At 38.6% G+C, this 26,653-nt stretch carries 24 protein-coding genes and 2 other annotated features; of the genes, 1 reads left to right on the top strand and 23 read right to left on the bottom strand.

Annotation, left to right across the window (positions count from 1 at the left end):
• Positions 1–17: 17 nt before the first annotated feature.
• The 19 genes from rpmI to LC455_RS11610 form a co-directional block, all read right to left on the bottom strand.
• Entirely contained in the window at positions 18–218 is a 201-nt protein-coding gene (gene rpmI, locus LC455_RS11700) for a 50S ribosomal protein L35 (RefSeq protein ID WP_101649425.1), read from the bottom strand.
• A 16-nt stretch (positions 219–234) separates the two neighbouring features.
• On the bottom strand, positions 235–738 hold the full coding sequence (gene infC, locus LC455_RS11695) for a translation initiation factor IF-3 (RefSeq protein WP_223591638.1): 504 nt from the start codon (positions 736–738) through the stop codon (positions 235–237).
• 146 nt (positions 739–884) lie between these two features.
• Positions 885–1,019, bottom strand: a sequence feature (ribosomal protein L20 leader region).
• A 164-nt stretch (positions 1,020–1,183) separates the two neighbouring features.
• Positions 1,184–3,118, bottom strand: coding sequence for a threonine--tRNA ligase (gene thrS, locus LC455_RS11690; protein ID WP_223591048.1), 1,935 nt, complete (start codon positions 3,116–3,118; stop codon positions 1,184–1,186).
• A 69-nt stretch (positions 3,119–3,187) separates the two neighbouring features.
• Positions 3,188–3,431 (bottom strand) — a binding site (T-box leader).
• Between the two features lie 89 nt (positions 3,432–3,520).
• Positions 3,521–4,396 carry a putative sporulation protein YtxC gene (gene ytxC, locus LC455_RS11685; RefSeq protein WP_223591047.1) on the bottom strand — a complete coding sequence of 292 codons (876 nt, stop codon included), beginning with the start codon at positions 4,394–4,396 and terminating at the stop codon, positions 3,521–3,523.
• Between the two features lie 141 nt (positions 4,397–4,537).
• Entirely contained in the window at positions 4,538–5,464 is a 927-nt protein-coding gene (gene dnaI / locus LC455_RS11680; protein ID WP_223591046.1) for a primosomal protein DnaI, read from the bottom strand.
• 13 nt (positions 5,465–5,477) lie between these two features.
• Positions 5,478–6,881: a replication initiation and membrane attachment family protein gene (locus LC455_RS11675; protein ID WP_223591637.1), complete on the bottom strand. Its 1,404-nt coding sequence runs from the start codon at positions 6,879–6,881 to the stop codon at positions 5,478–5,480.
• A 45-nt stretch (positions 6,882–6,926) separates the two neighbouring features.
• Positions 6,927–7,388: a transcriptional regulator NrdR gene (nrdR, locus tag LC455_RS11670; protein WP_223591044.1), complete on the bottom strand. Its 462-nt coding sequence runs from the start codon at positions 7,386–7,388 to the stop codon at positions 6,927–6,929.
• 91 nt (positions 7,389–7,479) lie between these two features.
• Entirely contained in the window at positions 7,480–7,860 is a 381-nt protein-coding gene (locus tag LC455_RS11665) for a hypothetical protein (protein WP_223591042.1), read from the bottom strand.
• A 106-nt stretch (positions 7,861–7,966) separates the two neighbouring features.
• Positions 7,967–8,341, bottom strand: coding sequence for an adenosylmethionine decarboxylase (gene speD / locus LC455_RS11660; RefSeq protein ID WP_223591041.1), 375 nt, complete (start codon positions 8,339–8,341; stop codon positions 7,967–7,969).
• A 280-nt stretch (positions 8,342–8,621) separates the two neighbouring features.
• Positions 8,622–9,653 carry a glyceraldehyde-3-phosphate dehydrogenase gene (locus tag LC455_RS11655; RefSeq protein WP_223591040.1) on the bottom strand — a complete coding sequence of 344 codons (1,032 nt, stop codon included), beginning with the start codon at positions 9,651–9,653 and terminating at the stop codon, positions 8,622–8,624.
• Between the two features lie 168 nt (positions 9,654–9,821).
• Positions 9,822–10,421 (bottom strand): dephospho-CoA kinase, encoded by a 600-nt coding sequence (coaE, locus tag LC455_RS11650; protein ID WP_223591039.1) that lies wholly within the window; start codon positions 10,419–10,421, stop codon positions 9,822–9,824.
• A gap of 21 nt (positions 10,422–10,442) precedes the next feature.
• Positions 10,443–11,078, bottom strand: coding sequence for a sporulation membrane protein YtaF (gene ytaF, locus LC455_RS11645; protein WP_223591038.1), 636 nt, complete (start codon positions 11,076–11,078; stop codon positions 10,443–10,445).
• Between the two features lie 91 nt (positions 11,079–11,169).
• Positions 11,170–11,997 (bottom strand): DNA-formamidopyrimidine glycosylase, encoded by an 828-nt coding sequence (gene mutM / locus LC455_RS11640; RefSeq protein WP_223591037.1) that lies wholly within the window; start codon positions 11,995–11,997, stop codon positions 11,170–11,172.
• Between the two features lie 17 nt (positions 11,998–12,014).
• The gene (polA, locus tag LC455_RS11635) at positions 12,015–14,654 is read right to left on the bottom strand and encodes a DNA polymerase I (protein ID WP_440446393.1); all 2,640 of its coding nucleotides are present in this window, start codon (positions 14,652–14,654) and stop codon (positions 12,015–12,017) included.
• A gap of 12 nt (positions 14,655–14,666) precedes the next feature.
• Positions 14,667–16,076, bottom strand: coding sequence for a two-component system histidine kinase PnpS (pnpS, locus tag LC455_RS11630; protein ID WP_223591034.1), 1,410 nt, complete (start codon positions 16,074–16,076; stop codon positions 14,667–14,669).
• Positions 16,073–16,789 carry a response regulator transcription factor gene (locus LC455_RS11625; protein WP_223591636.1) on the bottom strand — a complete coding sequence of 239 codons (717 nt, stop codon included), beginning with the start codon at positions 16,787–16,789 and terminating at the stop codon, positions 16,073–16,075. The genes pnpS and LC455_RS11625 overlap by 4 nt, the downstream gene beginning before the upstream one ends.
• A gap of 233 nt (positions 16,790–17,022) precedes the next feature.
• Positions 17,023–18,228: a Ger(x)C family spore germination protein gene (locus tag LC455_RS11620; protein WP_223591033.1), complete on the bottom strand. Its 1,206-nt coding sequence runs from the start codon at positions 18,226–18,228 to the stop codon at positions 17,023–17,025.
• Entirely contained in the window at positions 18,225–19,316 is a 1,092-nt protein-coding gene (locus LC455_RS11615) for a spore germination protein (RefSeq protein ID WP_223591032.1), read from the bottom strand. Before LC455_RS11615 ends, LC455_RS11620 begins: the two co-directional genes overlap by 4 nt.
• A 32-nt stretch (positions 19,317–19,348) precedes the next feature.
• Positions 19,349–20,908, bottom strand: coding sequence for a spore germination protein (locus LC455_RS11610; RefSeq protein ID WP_440446398.1), 1,560 nt, complete (start codon positions 20,906–20,908; stop codon positions 19,349–19,351).
• A gap of 274 nt (positions 20,909–21,182) precedes the next feature.
• Here LC455_RS11610 and LC455_RS11605 point away from each other — a divergent pair, with 274 nt between their 5' ends.
• Positions 21,183–22,115 (top strand): nuclease-related domain-containing protein, encoded by a 933-nt coding sequence (locus LC455_RS11605; protein ID WP_223591030.1) that lies wholly within the window; start codon positions 21,183–21,185, stop codon positions 22,113–22,115.
• Positions 22,116–22,472: 357 nt separating this feature from the next.
• Here the strand turns inward: LC455_RS11605 and LC455_RS11600 are convergent, their stop codons facing one another.
• The 4 genes from LC455_RS11600 to citZ all read right to left on the bottom strand — a co-directional run bounded on the left by LC455_RS11600 (position 22,473) and on the right by citZ (position 26,558).
• The gene (locus tag LC455_RS11600) at positions 22,473–22,949 is read right to left on the bottom strand and encodes a MaoC/PaaZ C-terminal domain-containing protein (protein WP_223591028.1); all 477 of its coding nucleotides are present in this window, start codon (positions 22,947–22,949) and stop codon (positions 22,473–22,475) included.
• A gap of 87 nt (positions 22,950–23,036) precedes the next feature.
• Positions 23,037–23,975 (bottom strand): malate dehydrogenase, encoded by a 939-nt coding sequence (gene mdh / locus LC455_RS11595; protein ID WP_223591026.1) that lies wholly within the window; start codon positions 23,973–23,975, stop codon positions 23,037–23,039.
• A gap of 68 nt (positions 23,976–24,043) precedes the next feature.
• Entirely contained in the window at positions 24,044–25,312 is a 1,269-nt protein-coding gene (gene icd / locus LC455_RS11590; protein ID WP_223591025.1) for an NADP-dependent isocitrate dehydrogenase, read from the bottom strand.
• A gap of 127 nt (positions 25,313–25,439) precedes the next feature.
• Positions 25,440–26,558: a citrate synthase gene (citZ, locus tag LC455_RS11585; RefSeq protein WP_223591024.1), complete on the bottom strand. Its 1,119-nt coding sequence runs from the start codon at positions 26,556–26,558 to the stop codon at positions 25,440–25,442.
• Positions 26,559–26,653 lie beyond the last annotated feature (95 nt).

Here is a 26,653-nt window from a genome sequence, read left to right as displayed (position 1 = left end):
AATCAATCTGTCCGAGATTATTTTACGTAAGTTAATAATTGACGAATGCGCTTGAAATCGCCTTTAGAAACAAGAGTTCCTTTGCGAAGTTTACGCTTAGCTTTTGTTGATTTGTTAGCAAATAAGTGGCTTGTATAAGCGTGGTCACGCTTTAATTGACCAGAACCTGTTTTCTTGAAACGCTTTGCAGCGCCGCGGTGAGTTTTCATTTTTGGCATTGGGATATCCTCCTTATTACTTATCGTTTTTCGGTGCTAAAACCAGGAACATGCTCCGGCCATCCATTTTCGGATGAGATTCAATCGTTGCAACTTCCTTGCACGCTTCACTAAAACGGTCTAACACACGCTGACCGATTTCTTTATGGGTAATCGCCCGGCCCTTGAAACGGATTGAAGCTTTTACCTTGTCGCCTTTTTCCAAAAACTTAATAGCATTGCGAAGCTTTGTATTAAAGTCATGCTCATCAATCGTTGGGCTTAGACGAACTTCTTTAGTAGTGATAATCTTTTGATTCTTACGAGCTTCTTTATCTTTCTTTTGCTGCTCGAATTTAAATTTGCCATAGTCCATAATCCGGGCTACCGGAGGCTTTGCATTTGGTGCAACAAGTACCAAATCAAGATTTACTCTTCCAGCAATTTCAAGCGCATCGTTTTTGGATTTAATTCCTAGCTGCTCGCCATTTTGATCAATTAAGCGAACTTCACGAGCGCGAATGCCCTCATTTAACAACATATCTTTGCTAATAATTAGCCACCTCCAAGGTTTAATCACGAATACTTTTATCGGGTTCAAGAAGATTTGAAAGGCTCACCGTTCGAACCTTGATTTGTGACACTATGTTGAATCGACAGGATCAAGCAGATCTTTTCATTAAGTACACAAATAAAAAAGTGCGGATGTATACACCCACACTTTACGAAACATAAGTAATAAACAAAAAAGTTCACGTAAAACCTGCCAACTGCTCAATCAGCGTCAAATCAGGTGAGAAGCGGGTGCTTCTTCTTTTCCCAAAAACTCGTATTCAATTTTTACCTTAGTAACTATAACATAAGCAAAGATGTAATGTCAAATGAACATTTCTTATGACAACGAAATTTATTTTAGCAAGAAATAAAAAATTATTCAATAGTTTTTTTAATAAAAAAAGGGAGGAAAAACCTCCCTTACTAAAACCTTAACCTTTTTGCACTTCTGCTTTGATGGAAGCAAGGAAGTCTGCAAATGGCTTTGTTTCTGAGTTTTGTTCGCCATATTTACGGACGTTAACAGCACCGTTTTCAACTTCTTTATCGCCGACAACGAGCATATATGGGATTTTTTGCATTTGGGCTTCGCGGATTTTGTAGCCGATTTTTTCATCACGGCCATCTAATTCAACGCGGAATCCTTCATTTTGAAGCTGCTCTTGAACCTTGCGGGCATAGTCATAATGCGCGCCAGGTGAAACAGGAATAACCTGAACCTGAACAGGTGCGAGCCAAGTTGGGAAGGCTCCTTTGTATTCTTCAATTAAGAAGGACACGAAACGTTCCATTGTGGACACGACACCGCGGTGAATAACAACCGGACGGTGCTGTTTGCCGTCTTCACCTACATAGTTTAAATCAAAGCGTTCTGGCAGTAAGAAGTCTAATTGGACAGTTGAGAGAGTTTCGTCCTTACCTAATGCAGTCTTCACTTGAACATCAAGCTTAGGACCATAGAAAGCTGCTTCTCCCTCTGCCTCATAATAATCGAGTCCAAGGTCATCCATTGCTTCCTTCAGCATACCCTGCGCTTTTTCCCACATAGCATCATCGTCAAAATACTTTTCAGTATCCTGCGGGTCACGGTAGGAAAGCCGGAAGGAATAGTCACTCAGATTAAAGTCCTTATAGACATCTAAAATCAGGTTTACAACCCGTTTGAATTCATCTTTAATTTGATCTGGACGAACAAAGATATGGGCATCGTTCAATGTCATTCCACGAACACGCTGCAATCCTGATAGGGCACCTGACATTTCATAGCGGTGCATTGTACCAAGTTCAGCAACTCGAATTGGAAGCTCACGGTAGCTGTGAATCGCATTTTTATAAACCATCATATGATGCGGACAGTTCATTGGACGTAATACCAACTGCTCGTTATCCATGTCCATTACCGGGAACATGTCTTCCTGATAATGATCCCAGTGACCGGAAGTTTTATACAAATCGACACTGCCCATTACAGGAGTATATACATGGTCATAGCCTAAACGTACTTCTTTATCAACAATATAACGTTCCACAATACGGCGGATTGTTGCTCCTTTAGGAAGCCAAATCGGTAAGCCCTGGCCAACCAATTGCGAATTAGTGAAAAGGCTCAATTCTTTACCAATTTTGCGGTGGTCACGCTCTTTTGCTTCTTCTAATAAGCGAAGGTGTTCAGCCAAATCTTCTTTCTTGAAAAAGGCAGTTCCATAAACACGCTGCAGCATTTTATTGTTGCTGTCGCCTCGCCAGTAAGCACCGGCAATGCTTAATAGCTTAAATTCTTTAATTTTCCCAGTCGATGGAACATGGACACCACGGCAAAGATCTAAAAATTCACCTTGCTGATAAATAGTTACAGTTTCTTCATTTGGAATTGCTTCAATAAGCTCAAGCTTATATGGATCATCCATTTCTTTAAAAATCTGAACGGCTTCGGATCGGCTGACTTCCTTGCGGACAATTTCAATATTTTCATTGACGATTTTCGCCATTTCTTTTTCAATCTTTGGCAGGTCTTCAGGCGTTAGTGATTCCTCTAAATCCATATCATAATAGAATCCACCTTCAATTACAGGACCAACACCAAGGTTAACGTTTGGAAAAAGCCTCTTTACAGCCTGAGCCATTAAATGTGCTGTACTATGACGTAACACTTCTAAAGCATCTTTGGATTCTGGTGTAACAATTTCTATAGGACCATCCTCAAGGATTGGACGGCGAAGATCATACATTTCTCCGTTCCATTTACCCGCAATGGCCTTTTTCTTAAGGCCCGGGCTGATGGATGCGGCAATATCTTCCGTTGTTGTTCCTTTAGGGAACTCCTTTACTGCCCCATCAGGAAACGAAATCTTCACAACGTCTGACATAACAATTCCTCCATTCATTTTGAGCGCCATAATAGGTCGCTTTATAAAAATAAAAAAACCCGTCCCTGGAAAAGGGACGAGTTTAATAAACACGTGGTTCCACCCAATTTTTCATGCTAAATCCTTCCTTAACATGACTTTAGGATTGGGTAACGGTTGAAGCCGTCGGCGATTACTGACCTCAAAGAATGAAGTGTTCACTGCCGAAGTTTAAAGGTGGTAAGTATTTTTTCCGTGTTGGGAGACTTTCAGCCGCTGGACTCCCTCTCTAGAAACCGTAAAGAAATACTGTTATCCTCATCATTACATTTACTGTGGTATTTTGCTATGTAGGTTATTATAATGATTTATTTTTGAAAAATCAAGGTACATAAAACTAAATATTGACAAAATTTTATTTTCCTATGCATGATTTTCTGAAGAATTTGTATCTGATGCCCATTTTTTTGTTCCCCTAAGAGCATCATACGAATGAATTGACACTCTTTCTTCAAAAATGTTTTTAATGGTTCTAACCAATGGCTCATCTGCGTTTTTTGTATAAATAAAAATAGAGTTTGGTGCAATGGATAAAAGCGGTGCGATCGAAGCAGAATCCACATAAACTGGATGATTAAAAAGTAATTTCCGATCAATTAATTTTGTTAATTCTCCCCTTTTCATTTCAACCAAATGCTCATTGTAAAAAGTGATTTCTTCATCAAACAAAATGTGTAGTACATCCATTTTCGGTTCCCGGTTCGCTAAAAAATCCCTGAGCATTTGGACAAACATTTGATACTCCTGCTCCATTTTGTATTCGTCAATTGAAATCTCTACATAGCTTTCGAGCAGCTGGAGATAGGGGCGCAAGCGAAATTTCAACAATGAATCAAATGAAAACGAGACATTGTCCTGAAAAATTTGCTCAATCGCCTCTTTAATTTTCGGTTCCTCACTCGTTTCCTTCAATAAACCTTTAAAGTCTTCTCTTTGATCTTCAAGTATGGAATATATAATCTCTAATATTTGCTGCTGTTCTTCTTGATCCTCGTAATAATATTGATTCTTCAAAATATCACAAAACCAATCATCCCGTTTAATGACGGTAATAAACTCATAAAATGCATTTTTGATTGTTTCAAAAACGTTATCGATAAAAGAGCCATTTAAAATTTTCACTATATTTCGATCTTCAAAAAGAAGAATATTTTCACATTCCAATTTATTTACACACTTTAGTAAGTGGTTATAAAACCTCATTGCATCCATCTTACTTTGGAAAATGATTTCAACCAACCAAATCCCCCCTTTAACCAAATCTTTGTTTTAAATATATATGGGGGACTTGGCCAAAATAGAAGTTAGCGAATGGATGCATTTGTATTTTAGATAAAAAAAAGAACTGCCCTTTTCTTAGGCAATCCCAAATAAAGATGATTAACGACGGTTCGGACCGTCCACAAGAACAGGTTCACTCAAGGAACGAATCCGCTCCATAATCCGGCGCGCCTTCATTTTCTCTTCTTCGCCGCGCTGACTATAGGTCAAATGGTGCTCGAGACCGGTCAAATCAAAGTTTGAAGTAAAAAAGGTCGGCAGGCTTTCCAGCATCCGGAACTGTAAAATCGGCCCCAATACTTCATCCCTCGTCCAACTGGATACCGCTTCTGCACCAATATCATCCATCATGAGGATAGGTTCCTTTTTTAGCGCTTCGATTTTTTCATTTAAGGTGGAATCGGCAATGGAACTTTTCATTTCCCTTAGCAATTCTGGCACATAAACAATCATCGAGGAAATCTGTTTCTTTGCAAGTTCATTGGCAATGGCTCCTAACAAATAGGATTTTCCTACGCCAAATTTGCCGTAAAAATATAATCCCTTTTGTTTCTTGCCCTTTTCATAGTTCATTAAAAAAGTGGCTGCTTTATCAACGGCATCCAGCCTGCCCGAATCTCCTTCAAAATCCTCGAAGGATGCTTCCAATATATCTCGTGGGACATACAAGCTTTTGATGAGCTGTTCGTTTTTCCGTTTTTCATCTGCGATTACTTTTCTCTGGCATCGTTTATAAACAACATCAATGGAGCCCCTATTGATCACTAGTTCGGGGTGATAACCCTGCATCATATTGACACATCTATCAAGACTTGGACATTTATTACATCCAATGCTCTGTTTCGTGAATTCAAATAATTTTATCAGGCCCTTATTAATCATGTCATGCGTCACTTCATCCTGATGCTCCATTAAAAAGGCTCTTACCCCAGGATTTTGGAGCACCTCTTGACGCTGCTCTTCAAACCGTTTTTGAAAGTTTTCATTTCCCGAGAGCCGCTGCAATGTTTTATTAATTCTCTCCATCCTTCGTCACCCCCTATTTTCGAAAAGCCTTTAATTTCTCTTCGATGGCGCGTTTTTTGGCCTCATCTTCAGAAATATTTGCTTGTGAATGGTCTTTAGCAGTATGATTAGAACTTTCATCAAACCAATCTGGAATAAGTTCTGTCCGAATTGGCTTTTTGTTTGTTGCCCCTTTTCCACCGGATTTTTTATTTTCCGTCCAGCCAAGATAGGTTCGATGTTCCTTCTTCGCCAGGTCCATTGCCTCTTTTACGGTCTTCATTTGCAATCTTGCCCAGTGACTGGCGAGTTTTTCTACATAGCCTTTTGTCAGCTTCATATCTGTTTTAAGCATGACAAAATGAATAAGGACATTAATCACGCCAGGTAGAAGCTTTTGTTTAAACATAACCTCTTCAATAATTTGGATATCCGATTTTGAAGGCTCTGCTCCCCCTGAAAGGTCTATTAAAAATTGCAAAGGAGAGGTCGTTTCCAAATAGCGAATCAGTTGTTCTTCCTGTGTTTTTGGCTCAGTTATTTGAACCTGATGAATAGCAGGCTGAACCCGTTCAACCAGGTTAGGCAGTTGATCATGGTTGACATATTGATACCAATCGCGGGCGCCTTTTCTTAATTCTTCAATATCAATTTCATTGGATTCATTTAAGGCACTGAAAATAATATTTTTCATTTGCAGCGGGTCAATTGTATATAGGAAAGCCAAATTGCTAATAACCTCTTTTACTTTAGGGGTTAAGGCCTTTTTGGGTACTAACGATTCATTTAAACCAGCCATCAGCAAATCAAAATCGAAGGTACCAACTTCAATTTGAATTCCTCTTTGCTCATTACGGCTAATAAATTGCTGATTTTCTTCCGCTTCCAAATCTTTTGAAGTATCCTGTAAATACTGCATACTTTCTGGTGTGGCTGAAGCAAACACATCCTGAAAAGCTTTCGTTACATCCTGGAATTCTTTTCCGTTTGGTTTTTTCTGATCCGAAAAAAAGCGTTTAAGCCGGTTAAAATGTTTTTTTCCTATTTTTCGATAAAGATAAATATTTAACATTCCATCTAAAAAGAATTGTTCAGGATTTAAGGGAGGGTGAAGTTCATAAATGAAGGATCTCTCACCTTCATCATTCTTCACATATGTCTTTAATAAACCAATACCCTCAAGCTTTAAGCGTGCTTCATAGATATCCTTTAAATTCATCCCTAACAGGTTCATTAAGAGATGATGTGTAGAGTGTTCAGACCAAAGTCTATTTTCTTCAAGCTCCGACCAAAGTGTCATATAGAGGCTAAAACAGACTGATCCAATTAAGGGCTGATATAAAAACGTCAGCACTTTTCGGTCATATTCATGCAAGATCCCACTTGCCGCTACCCGGTAACGGTCAATTGGAAGAATTTCCTGCCAATGCTGCGCCATACCCATTTAACACTCCCTTCAATTAAAAAGAGAGCGATAGCTCCCTTAAGATTTTTCTTTATTGATTAGTTCCTTCAATTCTTCAATAAAAACATTTATATCCTTAAATTGCCGGTAAACCGAAGCAAAGCGGACATAGGCCACTTCGTCAACATGCGCCAATCTATCCATGACCATTTCGCCGATTGCTTCACTTTTGATTTCTGAAACACCCTGGCTGCGAAGTGCCTTTTCCACTCCATGTGTAATATCCTCTAATTCCTTTAGGGCAACAGGACGTTTTTCACATGCTTTTATCAATCCGCGAAGTATTTTATCACGGCTAAATTCTTCCCTTGTGCCTTCCTTCTTCACGACAATTAAAGGAATTTCTTCGATTTTCTCAAAAGTGGTAAAGCGATAGCCGCATTCTTCGCATTCTCTTCGACGTCTTGTCGCACGTCCCTCATCAACAGGCCGAGAATCAAGTACACGAGTTCCATAATTTTGACATGAAGGGCATTTCATTTGCTAATCAACTCCAACTCTACACTATAAATCCGTTCAACATCCTTACTATTATCTTATAAAAAAGAATACCTTTTCACAAGTAGAAGTATTAAGAGTTTTTTATAGTCGTATGTAATTGATTCAATCGCTGGTAATAAGAGTCGATCCGCTTTTTTAAGTCCGGATAGATGCCCAGAAGGGAGAATTTCTCAGATGAAATATTAAAATCAACTGCTGTGTGCATTGGTTTTACCGAAACGATTGTCGCAATAAGGAAGCAGGAGAATGGTTTATTGATTTCAACGGCAATTTCTCCATGTTCTTTTGAAACGGTCGTTATCCGGCAATCAGCGTCTTCCCGAAACATTTTTTCTGCTGATTCAAATAATTGATTAAAAGTAGCTTTATAATAATGAGTTTTCAGTGAAGCATCAGAGTTCCCGTCTGAAGTTTCAATTTCTCTTTTAAATCGAGTAAATAAATTAGCCATAAAAACCCCCTGCAAATTGCACTTTTATTATAGTGTACAACATTAAAGCAAAAATATAAAAAGAGGTGTACTGAATACACCTCTAACATTTTTTGTTTTATTTAAATTAAAGAATTCTTGCTTGTTTAACTTGAACAGGACCCATTCCGCGTGGAATTTCAATGTTCTCGCGTGTTTCGGCATTTAACGCTTCAGCAATATAATCCGCTGCAATATTTGGATTTAAATCACCGCAAGTATATACATCAATGCTTGCATAGCCGTGCTCAGGGAAGCTGTGAATGGTTAGATGTGATTCAGAAATAATGACTACCCCGCTGACACCCTGTGGAGCGAATTTATGAAAAGCTACTTCGCGAATTTCTGCACCTGACTTAAGAGCCGCTTCTACAAAGGTTTGTTCAATAAAATCAATATTATTTAGTTTTTCAAAGTCGCATCCCCATAATTCAGAGATTACGTGACGTCCCATTGTTTCCATATTCAATTCCCCCTCTAACCTTTTTCAGATCCGTTCTTGAAATTCTGTTATTGACGGTACAGAACAATTACCACGGGGGAAAGTTAGTCCAGAGAGGTCCTAACCCTTTAAGTAATTATTCACTCCCAATTTCAAGAAGTTCACGATGACTAGTATACTTTGTTTATATTTTTTTTGCAACCTATCAAAATGAAATTTTTGCAAGTATTAAATAATTCCATGTAATGATATTCAAATTAGGCAAAAAGGCAACAAAAAAAGCTGTCAGTCGACAGCTTTTTTACCCAACCTTAACCTTTGGCATATTGGCAATTTCCTCTGCTACATATAATGTAAGATCGACTACGCGTGAAGAATAGCCCCATTCATTATCATACCAAGCAAGTACTTTTACTTTTCTTGATCCCATTACCATGGTGGAAAGACCATCAATGATAGCGGAATGTTCGTTTGTATTAAAATCCACGGATACCAGCGGTTCCATCGTCAAATCTAAAATACCTTTTAATGCACCATCAGCTGCTTCAGTAAACGCTCTATTAATATCATCAACAGTTACATCTTGTTTCAAATCAACTACTAAGTCCACTAATGATACATTTGGTGTAGGAACTCTTAGTGCCATTCCATGCAATTTCCCCTTTAAGTGAGGCAGCACTAGGGATAAAGCCTTCGCAGCTCCCGTTGTAGTTGGAATGATAGATTGTCCGCATCCACGGGCTCTTCTTAGATCTTTATGAGGGTTATCAATATTATTTTGATCATTTGTATAGGCATGAATGGTTGTCATCAAACCGCTTTCAATTCCAAATTTATCATCTAATACCTTTGCAACAGGTGCAAGGCAGTTTGTTGTACAAGACGCATTTGAAATAATATCATGCTGTGTGATGTCGAGCATTTCATCATTGACACCCATAACAATTGTTACATCCTCATTTTTACCTGGTGCAGTTAAGATTACTTTTTTGGCTCCTGCTTCTAGATGAAGCGCAGCCTTTTCTCTAGCATTAAATTTCCCTGTAGCTTCAATAACAATATCAATCCCAAGTTCTCTCCAAGGAAGTTCTTCAGGATTACGGTTGCTTAACAATTTAATTCTTTTTCCATTCACAATTAGTTCATTATCTAAAGAAATGACGTCTCCTTGGAAAGGCCCATGGTTTGTATCATATTTCAATAAATGAGCTAACGTTTCGGCCGGATAGCTTGCATTGATTGCTACAATATCAAGTTTATTTTCAAGAATCGCTTTTCTAAAAACCATCCTTCCGATTCTCCCAAATCCATTAATTGCTACTCTTGCCTTCATTATATGACCCCTTCCGCATTAATGTTATACTTTTTAGTTTCCTTGATGTAATTAGTATAACATATTTAAACTTAATTGTGATGAATAAAATGCGGATTTTTTAATGTTTTATTATTCTGACATTTACTCAAAAAAAATAAGAAGGATCGGCTCCTTCTTAATCTATTTCTACTTGATTCCCCAGCTCGATAATATTTCAATGAGCTGTTTTTTTGAATCTGCAATTGATCCATTATTGTCAATTACGGCATCGGCTAATTTGACTTTATCAGAGAGTGGCATTTGCGAATGAATTCTTGCTTCCGCATCCTCTATTGAAAGATTATTTCTCTCGATTAATCGCTTTAATTGAGTTTGTTTGTCTACATAAACCAGGATGGTTTTCTCCACCAAATAAGTTTGCTTGCTTTCAAATAATAATGGAATATCTAGAACCACAACTTGTTCCTTACGATTTTTAGCATCTTCAACTTTTGAGTTCATTCTTTTCCGTACTTCCGGATGAACAATCTGATTTAATTGATTTCTTTTTTCAGCTTGGTGAAAAATAATCGAGCCCAATTTCGGCCTATCGATTTCACCATCCTCAAGTAAAATCTCCTTACCAAATTCTTTAACAATTTGATTGTAAGCAGATTCTCCCTTCATGACGGCGAGGCGTGCTTCAACGTCTGCATCGACAACTGTAATATCCATTTCCTTGAACATATTTGATACGGTACTTTTTCCACTGGCAATTCCGCCTGTTAAACCGATAATTAGTGACATGCTCTTATCCTTTCTCGATTCTTATAATTTCCATATTCCAATTATAATTAATAAGATACCAGGAATGAACGTAAACTTTTGAATCCATTCAAATTTATGAAAAAAGGTTCCGCTTTTTATACCTAATAGAACAAATAGAGAACTCATTGTTGCTACGGTAAAGGATAAAATTAAAGGAGAGAACCCAAGCATCGCTGCCCCAATTCCTGCTCCAAAAGAGTCAAGTGACAGGGCTAAACCAAGCATTAACGCTTCTATTCCCGTAATGGTACCGGATTGGTCAAAGTCGGCTGACATTGGTTTTTTCAAAATATTAATGGCTATTCCTAGGGAGCGTATTTCAAAATTCACTATAGTTTTTTCATGTTTAAGGACTTCTTTTTCTTTCTCAGGCCGGAAAAATTGATAGAGCACCCCAGCGCCAAGAGCAATCAGAATGAAGCCTCCCAGGCTTGCGGTGATCTTCGGGGACAAAACCCTTTCAAGACCATGTCCGATTGTTATGGCAATTAATAAAGAAACCGCCGAACATGTTGCAATAATAAGAATTGATTTTAACGGCATTACCATTTTCCTCAGTCCATAGGTAAAACCTACACTAAAGCTGTCAAGGCTAAGGGCAAATGCCAGAATAAGAAGTGAGAACAACTGAACCATGACGTCTAGGACTCCTTCCTCCAAAATCACTAAGATAGTATATGGCAGGAGCCTATCCGATGTTATTCAATTATCCTCCACTCTTACAAACTTAAAGTTTTTGACAGCTTGGGCAAAAGTGAGTGCCTCTGCCGCCTACCGTTGTTTTTTCTAGGGGTGTCCCGCATCGTTTACATTCTTCGCCCTTTCGTCCGTATGCATATAATTCGAGCTGAAACATACCGATTTCACCTTGAGAATTCACATACGATCGAATGGTGCTGCCGCCCTTTTTGACCGCCTCACTTAAGGTCGCGACAATTTCACGGTGAAGAATGGATATTTCATTCTTGTTTAGTGTGCTGGCAATCCTCTCAGGATGGATCCCTGAACGAAAAAGGGCTTCATCGACATAGATATTTCCAAGGCCAACAAAGAGCTTCTGATCTAATAAAGCCGGTTTTATTTTACGATTCGTTTTTTTCAATTTCTCAGCTAAATACTCTTCTGTAAACTCCTTGGAAAAGGGTTCAGGACCCAGTTCAATTAAGGGCGGCTTGAGGAATTCCTCGCCTTTTTTATAAAGATGCATCGTTCCAAATTTGCGGACATCGCGGTACCTTAATTCAGTTCCATCTGTAAAATGAAAAATTACATGTGTATGCTTATCAAATGGCTCGTCTTTAGGGTGTAGACCATATTTTCCTTCCATCCGCAAATGGGAAACCATGGCGAATTGGTTCGTATACAGAATTAAAAATTTCCCTCGCCTGCCGACATCCAGAATCGTTTCACCTTTTAGAGCATCGGTAAACTGCTCCACTTCGACAGGATTCTTTATGATTTTGGGCCAGAAAACTGAAATGCTTTCGATTGTTTTATGGAGTACTAGTTTTTTTAAGGTTTTCCTGACTGTTTCTACTTCTGGAAGCTCTGGCACTTCGTTTGGCCCCCTTTTTATTTCGCGTCAAACCAAGTTGAACCATAAGCATAATCGACTTTTAATGGTACTTTTAATTCGAGCGCATTTTCCATAACTAGCGGCACTAAGCTTTTTAGAATTTCTATTTCCTCTTCAGGCGCCTCAAAAATTAATTCATCGTGTACCTGAAGTAATAGACGGGTTTTTAAGCCTTTATCCTTTAAGGCTTCTGCCATATCAATCATTGCTTTTTTTATAATATCTGCAGCAGTTCCTTGGATTGGTGTATTCATCGCTGTTCTCTCTGCAAAACTTCTAAGATTAAAATTACGGGCTGTTATTTCAGGAAGGTATCTTCTTCTATGCAACAATGTGGTAACATACCCCTTCTGTCTTGCTGAATGGATAATGTCATCCATGTATTCCTTTACACCTGGATAGGTCTCAAGGTAGCGCTCAATAAATTCTCCCGCTTCCTTCCTTGTGATTCCTAACGATTGAGACAAACCGTAATCGCTTATTCCATAGACAATACCAAAGTTCACTGCCTTTGCCTGCCGCCGCATATTTGAGGTTACCTCATCTTTGCCGACATGGAAGACCTCCATCGCTGTTTTAGTATGGATATCCAGGTCTTCTTTAAAGGCTTGTATCAGTTTTTCATCACCAGCAATATCAGCCAAAACACGGAGTTCAATTTGTGAATAATCTGCTGCAAAAATAACCCAGCCTGGTTCAGACGGAACAAACGCCTGTCGAATCCTGCGGCCCTCCTCAAGCCGGATTGGAATATTTTGCAGATTAGGATCAATCGAGCTTAATCGACCAGTTGCCGTTAAGGTTTGTTGATATCGTGTATGTACCTTTTCAGTATTTGGATTAATAAATTTAAGCAGCCCTTCGATATAGGTTGACTGAAGCTTTCCTAATTGCCTGTAGAGCAAGATATGCTCAATAATTTCATGGTCCCCTGCTAATTTTTCTAAGACATCTGCGGATGTAGAATGGCCCGTTTTCGTTTTCTTAAATGAATAGAGCCCTAGCTTTTCAAATAATATTACACCTAGCTGTTTGGTTGAATTGATATTAAATTTTTCACCGGCTAATTCACAAATTTTCTCCTCAATATCAATTAGCCGTTCATTTAGTTCCCTGCCCATCGTTTCAAGTCGTTCCCGCTCTACTTTGATACCGCAAGATTCCATATCCGCTAAAATAAGCGATAATGGCATTTCGAGCTCTGTAAACAATTCATATTGTTCATTGCTTCTTAATTCATCTTCCAATTTTTCTTTCAAATCGGACATGGCCAGGCTTTTGCGAACAAGATGTTCCGCAACCTTGGCCGCTTCCGGAACTTTACGTTTTGCCCCTTTCCCATAAAACGATTCATCTGATTGGATATTATGTAATTCATACCGTTTCGCAATCGCGGCAAGATCTTCGATGTTTTCAGAAGGATTTATGATATAGGAAGCCATCAAAATATCAAAATCGGCTCCTTTTAAATGGATGTCATGCCTCCTTAATGAAACCTCGGAACGTTTGACATCATAAACCGTTTTTTTCTTGTTTTCATCCTCAGCCCAATTTTTAAAAGCTTCCGAATGCAGGGCTAGTTCCGTTGGCAAGTAAAAGTGTCCATTTTTATTAACGATGGAAAAACCTATTATATCTGCATAATGATAATTATCATCAAGCATTTCAACGTAAAAATAATTGTTGTCTGCAAAAATCTCTGGCGTTATTTCCGACGGGATATTGACTTCAACATCCTCCAGCTCCCTCTCTTCGTTTATGGTTGTATCCTCACCCAGTTTGTCCAGTAATGAATTAAAACCTAATTCTTTAAAGAAAGGTACTAGTTTTTCACGTATAAAACCTTCGTATTGGATGCTTTCTAGATCTATTTCTACAGGTGCTTGTCTTTCAATCGTCGCAAGTTCTTTACTCATCAAAGCCTGGTCTTTAAATTCCTCGAGCTTTTCCTTCAATTTGTTTCCGCTGACTTGATCGATCGAGTTTAACAAATTTTCTAAGGTTGTAAATTCCTTAAGCAGCTTTATCGCGGTCTTTTCTCCAACCCCTGGAACACCTGGAATATTATCGGAGGTATCACCCATTAATCCCTTCATATCAATAATTTGCTCTGGAATCAGTCCATATTTTTCCGCAACGTGGCCCGGAGTGTATTCTTCAATATCGGTAATCCCTTTTCGTGTGATTCCAACCGTAGTATGAGCGGAGGAAAGCTGCGTTAAATCCTTGTCCCCTGAAATAACCTTCACTTCATAGCCATCTTTTTCCGCTGACAACGAAAGCGTTCCAATTATATCGTCCGCCTCATAATTTTCCAGTTCGTACCTCGAGATTCCATAGGCATCGAGCAATTCACGAATGAACGGAAATTGCTCCGATAATTCAGGCGGGGTTTTTTGTCTTCCGCCTTTATATTCTCCAAAGGTTTTATGACGAAAGGTCGTTTTACCGGCATCAAAAGCAACAAGCATATGTGTCGGCTTTTCATCTTCGAGTATTTTCATAAGCATCATCGTAAAGCCGTATACCGCATTGGTGTGTATCCCCTTGTCATTATTAAGCAGCGGCAGTGCAAAAAAAGCACGATAGGCAATACTATTGCCGTCAATCAGCACAAGCTTTTTCTTCTCCAACAATTTCACCCTCTATTATTTTTTAAGTTCAATGATAAATTCGCTTCCTTCACCAAGCTCACTTCTAACACTGATTTGACCATGATGAGCTTCGATTAAATGTTTAACAATGGCAAGCCCCAGACCCGTACCGCCTGAATTTCTGCTTCTTGCCCGGTCGACCCGATAAAAGCGTTCAAAAATACGGGGAATTTCTTCTTTTTTAATTCCGACACCTGAGTCCTTCACATGTATCCGAACATTTTCACCATGCTCAATCAGGATAACTTTTACCTCTCCCCCAGCTGGTGTGTATGTAATGGCATTGGCAATTAAATTGATAAATACCTGCTTTAGTCGGTCGACATCACCTTTTATGATTACTTGCTGCTGTTTACTTATAAGTTCCAGATGAATTCCCTTTGTTTGTGCCTTACCATTTAGAAGTGTAATAACTTCTTCCAGTAATGTATATAAATCTAAATCCTGCATGGCTAATTGAAAGCCCTGCTGCTCTATTTTTGAAAGATCTAATAATTCCTGAATGAGCGTTTGCAGCCGGTCACTTTCTTTTAAAATAATAGAAAGGAAGGCTTCCAAAGTCTCTTTATTATTCATCGCTCCATCGAGGAGTGTTTCCGCAAATCCTTTAATAGAAGTAACAGGAGTTTTTAATTCGTGAGAAACATTCGCCACAAAATCCTTTCGCATTTGCTCGAGTTTTTTCAGCTCTGTAATATCATGAAAAACGAGCAAAACTCCTTTCCAAACATTGTTGGTTCCAATTATCGGCACACCATATACGACAAAATATTTTCGTTCAATAAATAAAGGAATTAATATTTGTTTATTAACCTTTTTCTCAGTTCGAAATACTTCTGCAATTAAACCACTAATTTCTTCTTCTTCAATGACTTCATAATAAAGTTTATTTAAGTAATCAGACGGGCTGACTTGGAAAATATCAATAAAGCCTTTATTGATTAAATTGATGTACCCGCGGCTATCAATGAAAACTAAACCGGCACCCATATTTTCAATCAATACTTTCAAACGATCATGTTGCATTTCTTGTGTTTTCACAAGCTCTTGAAGGTTTTGAGCCAGCCTGTTTATCGATGAGCCCAGCATACCGGTCTCATCGAGCCTGTCGACTCTTGTTCTCGCCCGGTAATTTCCTTTTGTCAGCTCAATCGCAACGTTGGTCGCTTCGACAATCGGCTTCGTATACCTCGACGTTATTCTTAATCCAAGAATGATGATGACAATTAATGCAAGCCCCAGAAATAAAGAGATGCTCCACAAGATGACTATTTTTGAGTGATCATTAAGTGAGTCTAATAAATAGCTTTTAAATAACTGACCAAGCAATAATCCTATACCAACCAATACAAAAATAATTAAGGTGATTAGAGCAATGATCATTCTGGTCCGAAATTTTATCATTCTCCTTTTGGCTCCTCCAGTTTATAGCCAAGGCCGCGAATGGTTTTAATATAGGCTGGCTTTTTGGTGTCTTCCTCAATTTTTTCCCTTAAATGTGAGATATGGACATCCACGATTCTAGTATCGCCAGCAAAGTCATAATTCCAAACAGCACTAAGTAATTGATCACGGGTTAATACTCGTCCCTTATTTTGTGCGAGATACAGGAGCAGTTCAAATTCTTTTAAGGTTAACTCAATAAGATTCTCTTTAAAGTAGGCCTCATATTTTTCTGGATGAATCATTAAATTTCCAATCAAAATTTGTGATTCCTCTTTACCGCTTTCTTCAGAAGTTTCTTGTTGAACCTGCGTTCTTCTTAAGATGGCCTTTACTCTTGCTATCACTTCTCTTGGGCTGAATGGTTTGACCATGTAGTCATCTGCACCTAGCTCGAGACCCAATATTTTATCAAGTTCATCATCTTTGGCAGTCAGCATTAAGATAGGCGTCATGATTTTTTCCTGGCGAAGCTGCTTACATACTTCCATCCCATCCAGCTTTGGAAGCATTAAATCGAGAACGATAATATCTGGCGATTCAAGTTCAGCTAATTGTTTTCCTTCTTCCCCATCCATCGCTGTTAAAACTTCAAACCCAGCCTGCTCCAAATTATATTGAAGCAGGGTGACTATTGACTGTTCATCATCGACTACTAGTATTTTATTTTTCATCATATCCCCCGCCTACATAAGTTAACTTCATTATAATAATAAATTATGCGTATTATCTAGTTTTACGGGTTGAACTAAATTGGTATGGCTGACGCAAAAAAATTGTTAAAAACCTAGGTCTGGTCTTTGTCAAAGGTTTTAATTGTGATTATCTTTACAAAAACTTAACAAAGCCTAATTTATCATAAAGGAAAAATTAGGCTTCATTTAATTATTTTATTATTGCTGAAAAGCTAATTTGACCCACTGGTCCCATAATCCTTTACGGTTAGATTTACATTGTACTTGATAGGAATCTTACTAAACGTGTGATCCCAATCTTTCTTAACCTTCTCCCAAACTCGGGGATATTCAATTCTCAATCTGTTTCCTAACTCTGCTATATCAACCTTATAGTTTTGTTGGGTTTTGACTAATATATTTTTAACTAAACGCTCCACTTCTTTTTCTGTCGTTTTTTCCGCTTTTTTTAGAAATTCATTTTCAAAGGGTTTTCCTGAAGGAACCCAATGCTCAGCAATACTTCCTTCAGATTCAATCTTTACATCAAATGAAATGTTATTATTCACAATCCGAGGCTGAATTTTACTTTTCATTGATTTTATCTCGTAAATAATCGGCTGGCTGGTCTCTTCATCAAAGCTCTTCACAACCCCGCCTTTTCCTTTACCTGTTAGCCATGCTAAGCCCTCTAATTCTTTTTCATTCAAAAAACCGAGCAGTTTTTTTGTCTTGCCTTTTATTACAGCCGCTCCTGCAAATTTGACTTCACTATTCTCTGATACCACAGTCTGTACAAGAAAACTGGATCCAGAATGCAACTTACCCATTACTTTAGCCAGTGATAAGGGAGGCAAAATCTTCGTGGTTCTTTCTTGACTTTTTGTAATCTGAAAAAGATGAAAGGCTGGAATAACAGTGGTTTCTTGCGATTCCAAAGTTTTTTTAGCGTTGTTTTTAGCAATAAGTATTAGACCGCTTAACCGCATCTCTTGTTCTCTAAGAAAAAAATCCAAAATCTGTTGTAGATTCAAAGTACGTGTAAGATCCTCTCCAATGACAATCACTTTTGAATGTTGAGCAAAAGCACGTTTATCAATCTTCAAAATCATCTTACGTAATATAGGAAGAATGGAATCCCCTGTTTCCGATACATTTTTGAAAGATTTTTGCTGCGGGGCACCTGTTTTTTTCCCACTCTCCGTTGTCTGGGAGGTTATTAATTGGTTTGTTATCGTAATCATAACCCTATTAGGATACCTTTCCTCCTGTCCCTCAATTTCTTCACTTAAGTCTGCCTTTTTTTCTAAATCCAGTGCTGTACCTGCAACAAGACCCAATTCTTCAATTTCTTTACTACTCCAGCATCCCGTAAGCTGCAGCAGGAGCAAAAGGACTAGGGAACATTTAAGATGCCGAAAAAAATTTCTTCGTTTCATGTTTTCCCACCCTTCACTTTCGAAATTAACAATAATAGCAGTGGAATTACACCAAATAACACCAACGCAGCATTTCCAATTAAATCTCCAAATTTGAAAAGGTCGTTTATATTTTTGGGAATTAAAGCTATGACATAAATAATGAATAACAAACCGTATATAAATGGATTCATCTTCTTTTTAAAAATTTGGGACAAACCCAGGGAAGCAGCATAATACGTGATCGTAAAGGTGGAAAATATTTGCATAATCCAAATAACTAATAACAACGATTCAAAGCGTTCAAAAATCAATCCTTGGATTTCAAAGCTCCTAATGAGGTCTAGCGTGGGCCATGTTCTCAAAACGACTCCATCAATTGATAATGCTCCGATGACCATAATTACGGTTATAATGTAAAAAATCATAGGAATAACAATTCCAACGAGAATAACCTTCGTGGCTTTATTCGGTTTTTGCATAAATGCTGTTAGGATCAACATAATTTCCGGTCCTAAAAATGCTAGAACCGTTGTTTTTATACCTTTTAACACAGGAATTAGTCCTAACCCTAAGACGGGCCGTACATTATCTATCTCAAATATTTCGAATCCCATAAAGGTTACCAGCAAAAAGATAACTACTGTGATTGGAAAAATGATTTCAAACAGACGGGCAATCGGGTTTATTCCGTCCAAGACTAAATAAAGTCCTACCCACATAAACGGCATTATGATGGCCCAGATCGGGGTGCCTTCCAGCAAAAAAAAACCTGTTACCTCAGCCAGCGCTCTAACTTCATAGGCTGCAAGGGTAAAGAAGTAACCTACAATTAGCAAGCTGAGCATGCCTCCTAACCATTTTCCTAGCAACACTTGACTGTATTGATAGATGGTTTTTTCAGGAAATTGCTGGCTCAATTTGACCATGATTATACCTGCAATTATTGCGATCAAACCGCCGATGATGACTGACAACCAGACATCAGGTGTTTTCACCTTTTCTACAGAAGTTCGTGGAAGGGTGAGGATTCCAGCTGCAAGAATATAATTGATCAGGACAATTACTGCTTGAGGCGTTGTAATACGGTCCTTATGACTTACTTTCATCGCTGGTTCATCCCCCTTTTTTTAAAGTCAGTTCACCCTTTACGAATGGAATCCTTTGTGTCCAGCATTTTCGGACGGCGTTTCATCATTGATAGCGGCATTCTTAAGATAAAATCCTTCCAGTCACTTATTCGATAAGGAACGGCTGGACTGACATATGGAACTCCAAAACTTTTCAATTTCACCAAGTGACTGCAAAGTATGAGGAAAAACAAAATAATTCCATACAAACCAAACACTGCAGCACAGAACATCGCTACAAAACGAAGAATTCTTAACGTGATTCCGGCACTATATTGTGGGATTGCAAAGGAGGAAATGGCGGTTAAGGACACCACAATTACCATAATGGGACTAATAATCCCAGCTTGTACTGCAGCTTCCCCAATGATTAATCCGCCGACAATCCCCATTGCAGGTCCAATCGGTTTGGGCAGGCGGAGACCTGCTTCCCGCAATATTTCAATCGATATTTCCATAATTAGTGCCTCTATCAACGCTGGAAAAGGAACGCCTTCCCTTGATGAAATAATAGATAATGCTAACTTGGTCGGTATTAATCCTGGATGAAACGAGATGAAAGCAATATACATCGAAGGTGCAAAAAGAGATAAAAAGGCAGCTAAAAAGCGCAAGAGGCGGATTAGTGAGCCAGGAATCCAGCGTTCATAATAGTCCTCTGGTGATTGCAGCAGCATGCTAAAGGTAACTGGGACAATCAAAGCAAAAGGTGATCCATCTAATAAAATCGCGATTCTGCCTTCCATCAAAGCACTGAAAACCCTGTCTGGACGCTCCGTATTCTGCACCTGAGGAAATGGGCTGAGGTAATTATCCTCGATTAGCTGCTCCACATAGCCTGATTCCGGCAGATCATCGATATTAATTGTCTTAATTCTTTTTTTAACCTCGTCGACCAATGCTGGGTCTGCAATGTCATTTATAAAAGCAATAACAAGTTCCTTTTTAGATCTTTCACCGACTTGAATTTGAATAATAGATAAATTGTGATTACATCCATGCTGTCGTAAAATGGCCGTATTATCGCTTAACGTTTCTGTAAACCCAATCCTTGGACCTCGAACCAAAGCCTCTGAAACAGGCTCTTCGATATTGCGCGCTTTCGCTTTTGTCGTGCCGAGAATGATGACTTCCTGTATGCCATCGACTAAAAGTGCTGTATTACCTGTTAATATTTTAGATACCGTATCATGCAAATTATTAACTTCTGTTAAGTCACTAATAGAAAGAGCTTGATTTGTAATAAATTCTTTTAGACTGACTTCTCGGTGGTTATGTCTTTCTGGAAAATTGGCCATAAGTGATTTTAAAATGTATTTGTTGATGATCTCTTTGTCTGTTAGCCCATAAAGGAAAATAATGGCCGCTCGAATTCCTGTGTTTCCTAAATAAAACTCGCGAAAAATCACGTCAGAGTTATGACCGAGTTCTTTCCTGATTTGGTCTAAATCAATAGTGATATTACCTGTAAATGGAACTGTAGAAGACTCGGGCCGCTTTTCAATTTGACTGGTCTGTTGTTGTTGTTGTTGGGACAGCTTTATCTCGATCTTCCGTCGTTTCAATTTAATACCTCTCCTTAGAAGAACGTATCCATCTAAGCAATCGTGAAATTGTAAATGGGATAAAGAAGGTGATGAAGGCTTGGATAAAAACTTTCCAGTCAGGAAGATAATCGACTACAGCTTTCCACATACTCACCATTTCCTTCCATGATTTGTTTTTATCTTTCCTATTATTTGAGAAAATAATCCAAGTGGAAAAGTTAACAAATTAGTCGTTTTTGTCGCTCGGTCGCAGATATATTTTTTTGTAAAATTAAGGTTGAAAATAGAAAGGAAGTGGATGATGGCTTTTAAACCTCGCATTGCATCAAGGGAGTTAAAAATATTAAGAATTTTAAACACAAGAATGGAATTAACCGCAGATGAAAAAAAGCACTATTTCAACCTTAAGAAAGGCTATGAAGGGGAAGTTCAGTTTGATTTATTAACAGAGCAGCTTCAGAATGAATGCTATATTTTAAATGATTTGCTGCTTAAGACAGGTAATACTAGTTTCCAAAATGATACAGTAATCCTTTTTCAAGAAACAATCCATCTATTTGAGGTAAAAAATTATGAATACGATCTTATTTTCAAAACTAATAAGTTGGTATCATTTTCTGGGAAGGAATATCAGAATTCACTAGATCAGCTGAATAAGAATACTTTACTGCTCCGTCAATTACTTCAAAACATGGGATATAATATCCCCATTAAGGGCTACGTTGTATTTATCAACCCCGAGTTCACCTTATATCAATCGCCCCCTAACGAGCCTATTATTCATCCAACACAATTAAAAAAGTTCATGAAAAAATTTAATTCCCTGCCGTCAAAACTATCTAACAGGCATAAAATGCTGGCGGAGAAACTGGTTTCTTTGCATCAGGTTGAATCCCCGTATACAGTGCTGCCCGCATATTCTTTTGAAAAAATGCGGAAGGGGCTTACTTGTAGAATCTGCAATTCATTTAAGGTTTCAATTATAGGGTCAGGTTCAGGCTCAAGCGGGAAAATGTTCTGTAATGATTGTGGATCCGAGGAAGAGGTTGATTCTGCTGTTTTACGGTGTGTCCAGGAAATAAAACTTTTGTTTCCGGTTAAGAGAATTACAACGAATTGTGTTTTTGAGTGGTGTGGGGGAGCAGTGTCAAAGAAGAAAATTAATAGGTTATTGACCAAGAAGTTTAAAAGGATTGGGCATGGTAAGTATTCTTACTATGTAAGCGAATAATTATTTTCCTATTATGGCCTATTGAAAGATTTATGAGGACAGGTTCGGCTTCTTCTTCCCGATCTATGTTCTCATGAACGCTCCATGAAGACAGGTTTCGGCTTCTTCTTACCGATCTTTGTCCTCATGAACGCTCCATGAATTCAGGTTCGGATGCACCTTACCGATCTTTGTCCTCATGAACGCTCCATGAAGACAGGTTCGGATCCACCTTACCGATTTTTATCTTCATGAACACTCCATGAGGACAGGTTCGGCTTCTTCTTACCGATCTTTGTCCTCATGAACACTCCATGAGGACAGATTCGGATTCATCTCACCAATCTTAGTCCTCATGAACACTCAAGAGCCCGTTTCTTAAAAATTATCCAACGCCGTGCCATGAATTTCCTGCAACCGATGTGGAGGGCATACTTTCACCGTACCGTTTATGACGGTTTCATTTTTTTCGTTGACAGCTGCCACCTGAATTAAAACAGTATGGTCATCACTGTCCACATTAATGATTTCGAATAAAAACTCGACGGTTCCGTAATGGTAAACAGGCTTTGGGAAATCAAGATTTTGGCTTAAAATATGGCTCCCCGGCCCAGGTAAATATTTTGAAATGGCCGAAGTAATCATGCCGGTCAGCATAATACTTGGTACAATTGGTTTTTCAAATGGTGTTTGCGATGCGTAGTCATGTTGAATATAAAGCGGGTTGGCATCATCTGTTAAGCCTAAATAGAGAAGCAGATCTTTATCCTCAATCTTCTCAGTTAAAGTTAACTTTTCCCCAACGGTTATTTCTTCAATTCTTCTCCCTAGTTTTCTTTTTTTCCCTAAAAGCATCTAAAAAACACACCCCTTTGTAAGCGATTCCAAAAAAATATAGAGAAAATTCGGGGTCCCCATAACCCCGAATTTAAAAACAATCTATTAAGCTAATACGTTCATTACGTTGCGAACAGAATCAACAGATTTGTCTAATGCTGCTTTTTCGTCTGCAGTTAACTCAAGCTCGATTACCTTTTCAATACCGTTAGCACCTAGGATCGTTGGAACACCAAGGTAAATTCCATCGTATCCATATTCGCCTTCAAGATAAGCGATTGAAGGAAGAACGCGGCGTTGGTCTTTAAGAATCGCTTCACACATTTCCACTAAGGAGGCTGCTGGAGCATAGTAAGCGCTTCCGTTTCCAAGAAGGTTTACGATTTCGCCGCCGCCTTTACGAGTGCGCTCAACGATTGAATCAAGACGATCTTTCGGAATTAAAGTTTCGAGCGGGATGCCGCCTGCATAAGAGTAACGAACAAGAGGAACCATGTCGTCACCATGTCCGCCTAAAACGAAGCCGGTAATATCTTTTACGGAAAGGTTTAATTCTTGTGATATAAATGTACGGAAACGAGCTGTGTCAAGAACACCTGATTGACCGATTACACGGTTCTTAGAGAAGCCAGATTCTTTGAATACGGTATACGTCATTGCATCAACCGGGTTTGTTAATACAAGAATTGTGCAGTTTGGAGAGTACTTTGCAATCTCCTGTGTTACACTTTTCATTACTTTTTGGTTGGTTTGGACTAAATCGTCACGGCTCATGCCTGGTTTACGAGCAATCCCTGCTGTGATAACAACGATATCAGAATCCTTTGTATCTTCATAGTTGGAAGTACCTGTGATATTTGCATCAAAGCCTTGAACTGGACTAGCTTCAAGCATATCTAATGCTTTACCTTTTGTTGGGTTTTCCATTTGCGGGATATCAACTAAAACAACGTCAGCAAGTTCTTTTTGTGCAAGTAAAAATGCAGTAGTTGCACCAGTAAATCCGCCACCGATTACAGAAACCTTTTTACGCTTTAATGACATATTAGCTCTCCCCTTTTTCCGTTAAAAAATTTAATCAAAGGGCTGTTAAAAACAGCCCTTTAAAAATATTACTCCATGTTTTTGATTAGCTCATTAGCAAACTCAGAAGTTTTCACTTCAGTTGCACCTTCCATTAAGCGGGCAAAGTCATAAGTAACAACTTTGGATGCAATGGTTTTTTCAACTGATTTAATGACCATTGTAGCCGCTTCGTTCCAACCCAAGTGCTCAAGCAATAATACACCAGATAAAATAACTGATGAAGGGTTTACTTTATCAAGACCTGCGTATTTTGGAGCAGTACCGTGAGTTGCTTCAAAAATGGCATGTCCAGTTTCATAGTTGATGTTAGCTCCAGGAGCAATACCGATACCACCAACTTGTGCTGCAAGAGCATCAGAAATGAAGTCACCGTTTAGGTTCATTGTTGCAACAACATCGAACTCACGTGGACGAGTTAGGATTTGTTGTAAGAAGATATCAGCAATCGCATCTTTAACAATGATTTTGCCTGCAGCTTCAGCATCAGCTTGGGCCTTGTTAGCAGCATCTGAACCTTGCTCAGCTTTAATGCGATCATATTGAGCCCATGTAAAGACCTTATCGCCGAATTCTTTTTCAGCTAGCTCATAACCCCAGTTTTTAAACGCGCCTTCAGTGAATTTCATGATATTGCCTTTATGCACGAGTGTAACGGATTTACGGCCTTCTTTAATAGCATAGTTAATAGCAGCACGAACAAGACGTGTTGTACCTTGTTCAGAAACAGGTTTAATACCGATACCAGAAGTTTCTGGGAATCTGATTTTATTTACACCCATTTCGTTTTGAAGGAAATCAATTACCTTTTTAACTGCTTCAGTTCCTTTTTCATACTCGATACCAGCATAAATATCTTCTGTGTTTTCACGGAAGATTACCATATCCGTATCTTGTGGACGCTTAACTGGAGAAGGAACGCCTTCAAACCATCTTACAGGACGTAAGCACACAAACAAATCAAGTTCTTGACGTAAAGCAACGTTTAACGAACGAATTCCTCCGCCAACTGGAGTTGTAAGTGGTCCTTTGATAGCAATTAGGTATTCACTAATTAAATCTAAAGTTTCTTGTGGAAGCCATTCGCCAGTTTGATTGAATGCTTTTTCTCCAGCTAGAACTTCTTTCCATACCAATTTGCGCTCGCCTTTATAAGCCTTTTCTACAGCTGCATTTAAAACTCTTTCGGAAGCAGCCCAGATATCAGGACCAATACCGTCTCCCTCAATAAATGGGATAATTGGATTGTTTGGTACATTTAATACTCCATTTGTTACCGTAATTTTTTCGCCTTGCATAGATGTTCTCCCTCCTATTATGTATGAAAACTAAAAATGTTGGACTGAATCAAAGGTTAGAGAACCAAGGTCCCTAACCTTTTCATACTCTCCTATTTTACAACAATTTTTAAAAAAATGAAAAATATTATCCTCTTTGTTCAATTGGAATATATTTCTGCATTCCAGGACCTGTGTATTCAGCACGAGGACGGATAAGTCGATTGTTTTCATATTGCTCTAAAATATGTGCAAGCCAGCCGGAAACACGACTTACGGCAAAGATTGGCGTCATTAAGTCATGATCAATTCCTAAGCTGTGATATACAGATGCAGAATAGAAGTCAACGTTAGGCGGAAGTTTCTTTTCTCCTGTAACGATGCCTTCAATTTTAACAGACATATCGTACCAATGCGGTTCGCCTGTTAACTCAGTTAATTTCTTTGACATTTCTTTTAAGTGCTTGGCACGTGGATCGCCTTGACGATATACTCTGTGGCCAAAGCCCATGATTTTTTCTTTGTTTTCAAGCTTACCGCGTACATATGGCTCAACATTTTCCAATGTACCGATTTCTGTAAGCATTTTCATTACGGCTTCATTAGCACCACCGTGAAGAGGGCCTTTTAAAGCACCAATGGCTGCGGTTACACCTGAATAAACGTCCGATAATGTAGCAACACATACACGTGCTGTGAATGTAGATGCATTTAATTCATGGTCAGCATGTAATACCAATGCTTTGTCAATTGCTTCTACCGCAATTGCATCTGGTACATTGCCTGTTAACATATAAAGGAAATTTGCGGCAAAGCTTAAATCTTGTCTTGGAGCGATTGGGTCAAGACCCTTTCGAACGCGGGCAAACGTAGTTACAATTGCTGGCATTTTTGCTTGCAGGCGGACAGCTTTTCGATAATTCGCTTCTGTGTCCATAAGATCTGCTTCCTCATCATATAAGCCTAATAAAGATACTGCTGAACGAAGGGCTGCCATTGGATGTACTTTTTGAATTGGGTACATTTTAAAATGCTCGATTACTTCTTTTGGAAGTGCAGCGTTTTCAGCAAGCTGCTGTTTTAATTCAGCCAATTGTTCGGCATTAGGAAGCTTGCGGTGCCATAATAAATAAATAACTTCTTCAAAGCTAGCATTTTTAGCTAAATCATCAATGTCATAGCCAACATATGTTAGCGTGTCATCAATAATTGAACTAATGGAGGAAGTTGTTGCCACTACCCCTTCAAGACCACGTGTTACTGACATAGTTAATCTCTCCTTCACATACTAATTTTCCCCATTACCCATTTTGTTAACAAAAAATTTCATTGAGCGATTGCTCAGGATAAGAAATAAAAAAA

Source organism: Neobacillus bataviensis, from assembly GCF_019969725.1.
The sequence above is the reverse complement of the archived record's forward strand: the minus strand, read 5'-3'. Positions and strand labels throughout refer to the sequence as shown.

What these genes read in the sequence shown, in the direction of transcription:
- rpmI (WP_101649425.1), bottom strand. Translation starts at nt 218, where the DNA reads ATGCCAAAAATGAAAACTCACCGCGGCGCTGCAAAGCGTTTCAAGAAA.
- infC (WP_223591638.1), bottom strand. Translation starts at nt 738, where the DNA reads ATGTTGTTAAATGAGGGCATTCGCGCTCGTGAAGTTCGCTTAATTGAT.
- thrS (WP_223591048.1), bottom strand. Translation starts at nt 3,118, where the DNA reads ATGTCAGACGTTGTGAAGATTTCGTTTCCTGATGGGGCAGTAAAGGAG.
- dnaI (WP_223591046.1), bottom strand. Translation starts at nt 5,464, where the DNA reads ATGGAGAGAATTAATAAAACATTGCAGCGGCTCTCGGGAAATGAAAAC.
- LC455_RS11675 (WP_223591637.1), bottom strand. Translation starts at nt 6,881, where the DNA reads ATGGCGCAGCATTGGCAGGAAATTCTTCCAATTGACCGTTACCGGGTA.
- nrdR (WP_223591044.1), bottom strand. Translation starts at nt 7,388, where the DNA reads ATGAAATGCCCTTCATGTCAAAATTATGGAACTCGTGTACTTGATTCT.
- LC455_RS11665 (WP_223591042.1), bottom strand. Translation starts at nt 7,860, where the DNA reads ATGGCTAATTTATTTACTCGATTTAAAAGAGAAATTGAAACTTCAGAC.
- speD (WP_223591041.1), bottom strand. Translation starts at nt 8,341, where the DNA reads ATGGAAACAATGGGACGTCACGTAATCTCTGAATTATGGGGATGCGAC.
- LC455_RS11655 (WP_223591040.1), bottom strand. Translation starts at nt 9,653, where the DNA reads ATGAAGGCAAGAGTAGCAATTAATGGATTTGGGAGAATCGGAAGGATG.
- coaE (WP_223591039.1), bottom strand. Translation starts at nt 10,421, where the DNA reads ATGTCACTAATTATCGGTTTAACAGGCGGAATTGCCAGTGGAAAAAGT.
- ytaF (WP_223591038.1), bottom strand. Translation starts at nt 11,078, where the DNA reads ATGGTTCAGTTGTTCTCACTTCTTATTCTGGCATTTGCCCTTAGCCTT.
- pnpS (WP_223591034.1), bottom strand. Translation starts at nt 16,076, where the DNA reads ATGATAAAATTTCGGACCAGAATGATCATTGCTCTAATCACCTTAATT.
- LC455_RS11625 (WP_223591636.1), bottom strand. Translation starts at nt 16,789, where the DNA reads ATGAAAAATAAAATACTAGTAGTCGATGATGAACAGTCAATAGTCACC.
- LC455_RS11620 (WP_223591033.1), bottom strand. Translation starts at nt 18,228, where the DNA reads ATGAAACGAAGAAATTTTTTTCGGCATCTTAAATGTTCCCTAGTCCTT.
- LC455_RS11615 (WP_223591032.1), bottom strand. Translation starts at nt 19,316, where the DNA reads ATGAAAGTAAGTCATAAGGACCGTATTACAACGCCTCAAGCAGTAATT.
- LC455_RS11605 (WP_223591030.1), top strand. Translation starts at nt 21,183, where the DNA reads ATGATGGCTTTTAAACCTCGCATTGCATCAAGGGAGTTAAAAATATTA.
- LC455_RS11600 (WP_223591028.1), bottom strand. Translation starts at nt 22,949, where the DNA reads ATGCTTTTAGGGAAAAAAAGAAAACTAGGGAGAAGAATTGAAGAAATA.
- mdh (WP_223591026.1), bottom strand. Translation starts at nt 23,975, where the DNA reads ATGTCATTAAAGCGTAAAAAGGTTTCTGTAATCGGTGGCGGATTTACT.
- icd (WP_223591025.1), bottom strand. Translation starts at nt 25,312, where the DNA reads ATGCAAGGCGAAAAAATTACGGTAACAAATGGAGTATTAAATGTACCA.
- citZ (WP_223591024.1), bottom strand. Translation starts at nt 26,558, where the DNA reads ATGTCAGTAACACGTGGTCTTGAAGGGGTAGTGGCAACAACTTCCTCC.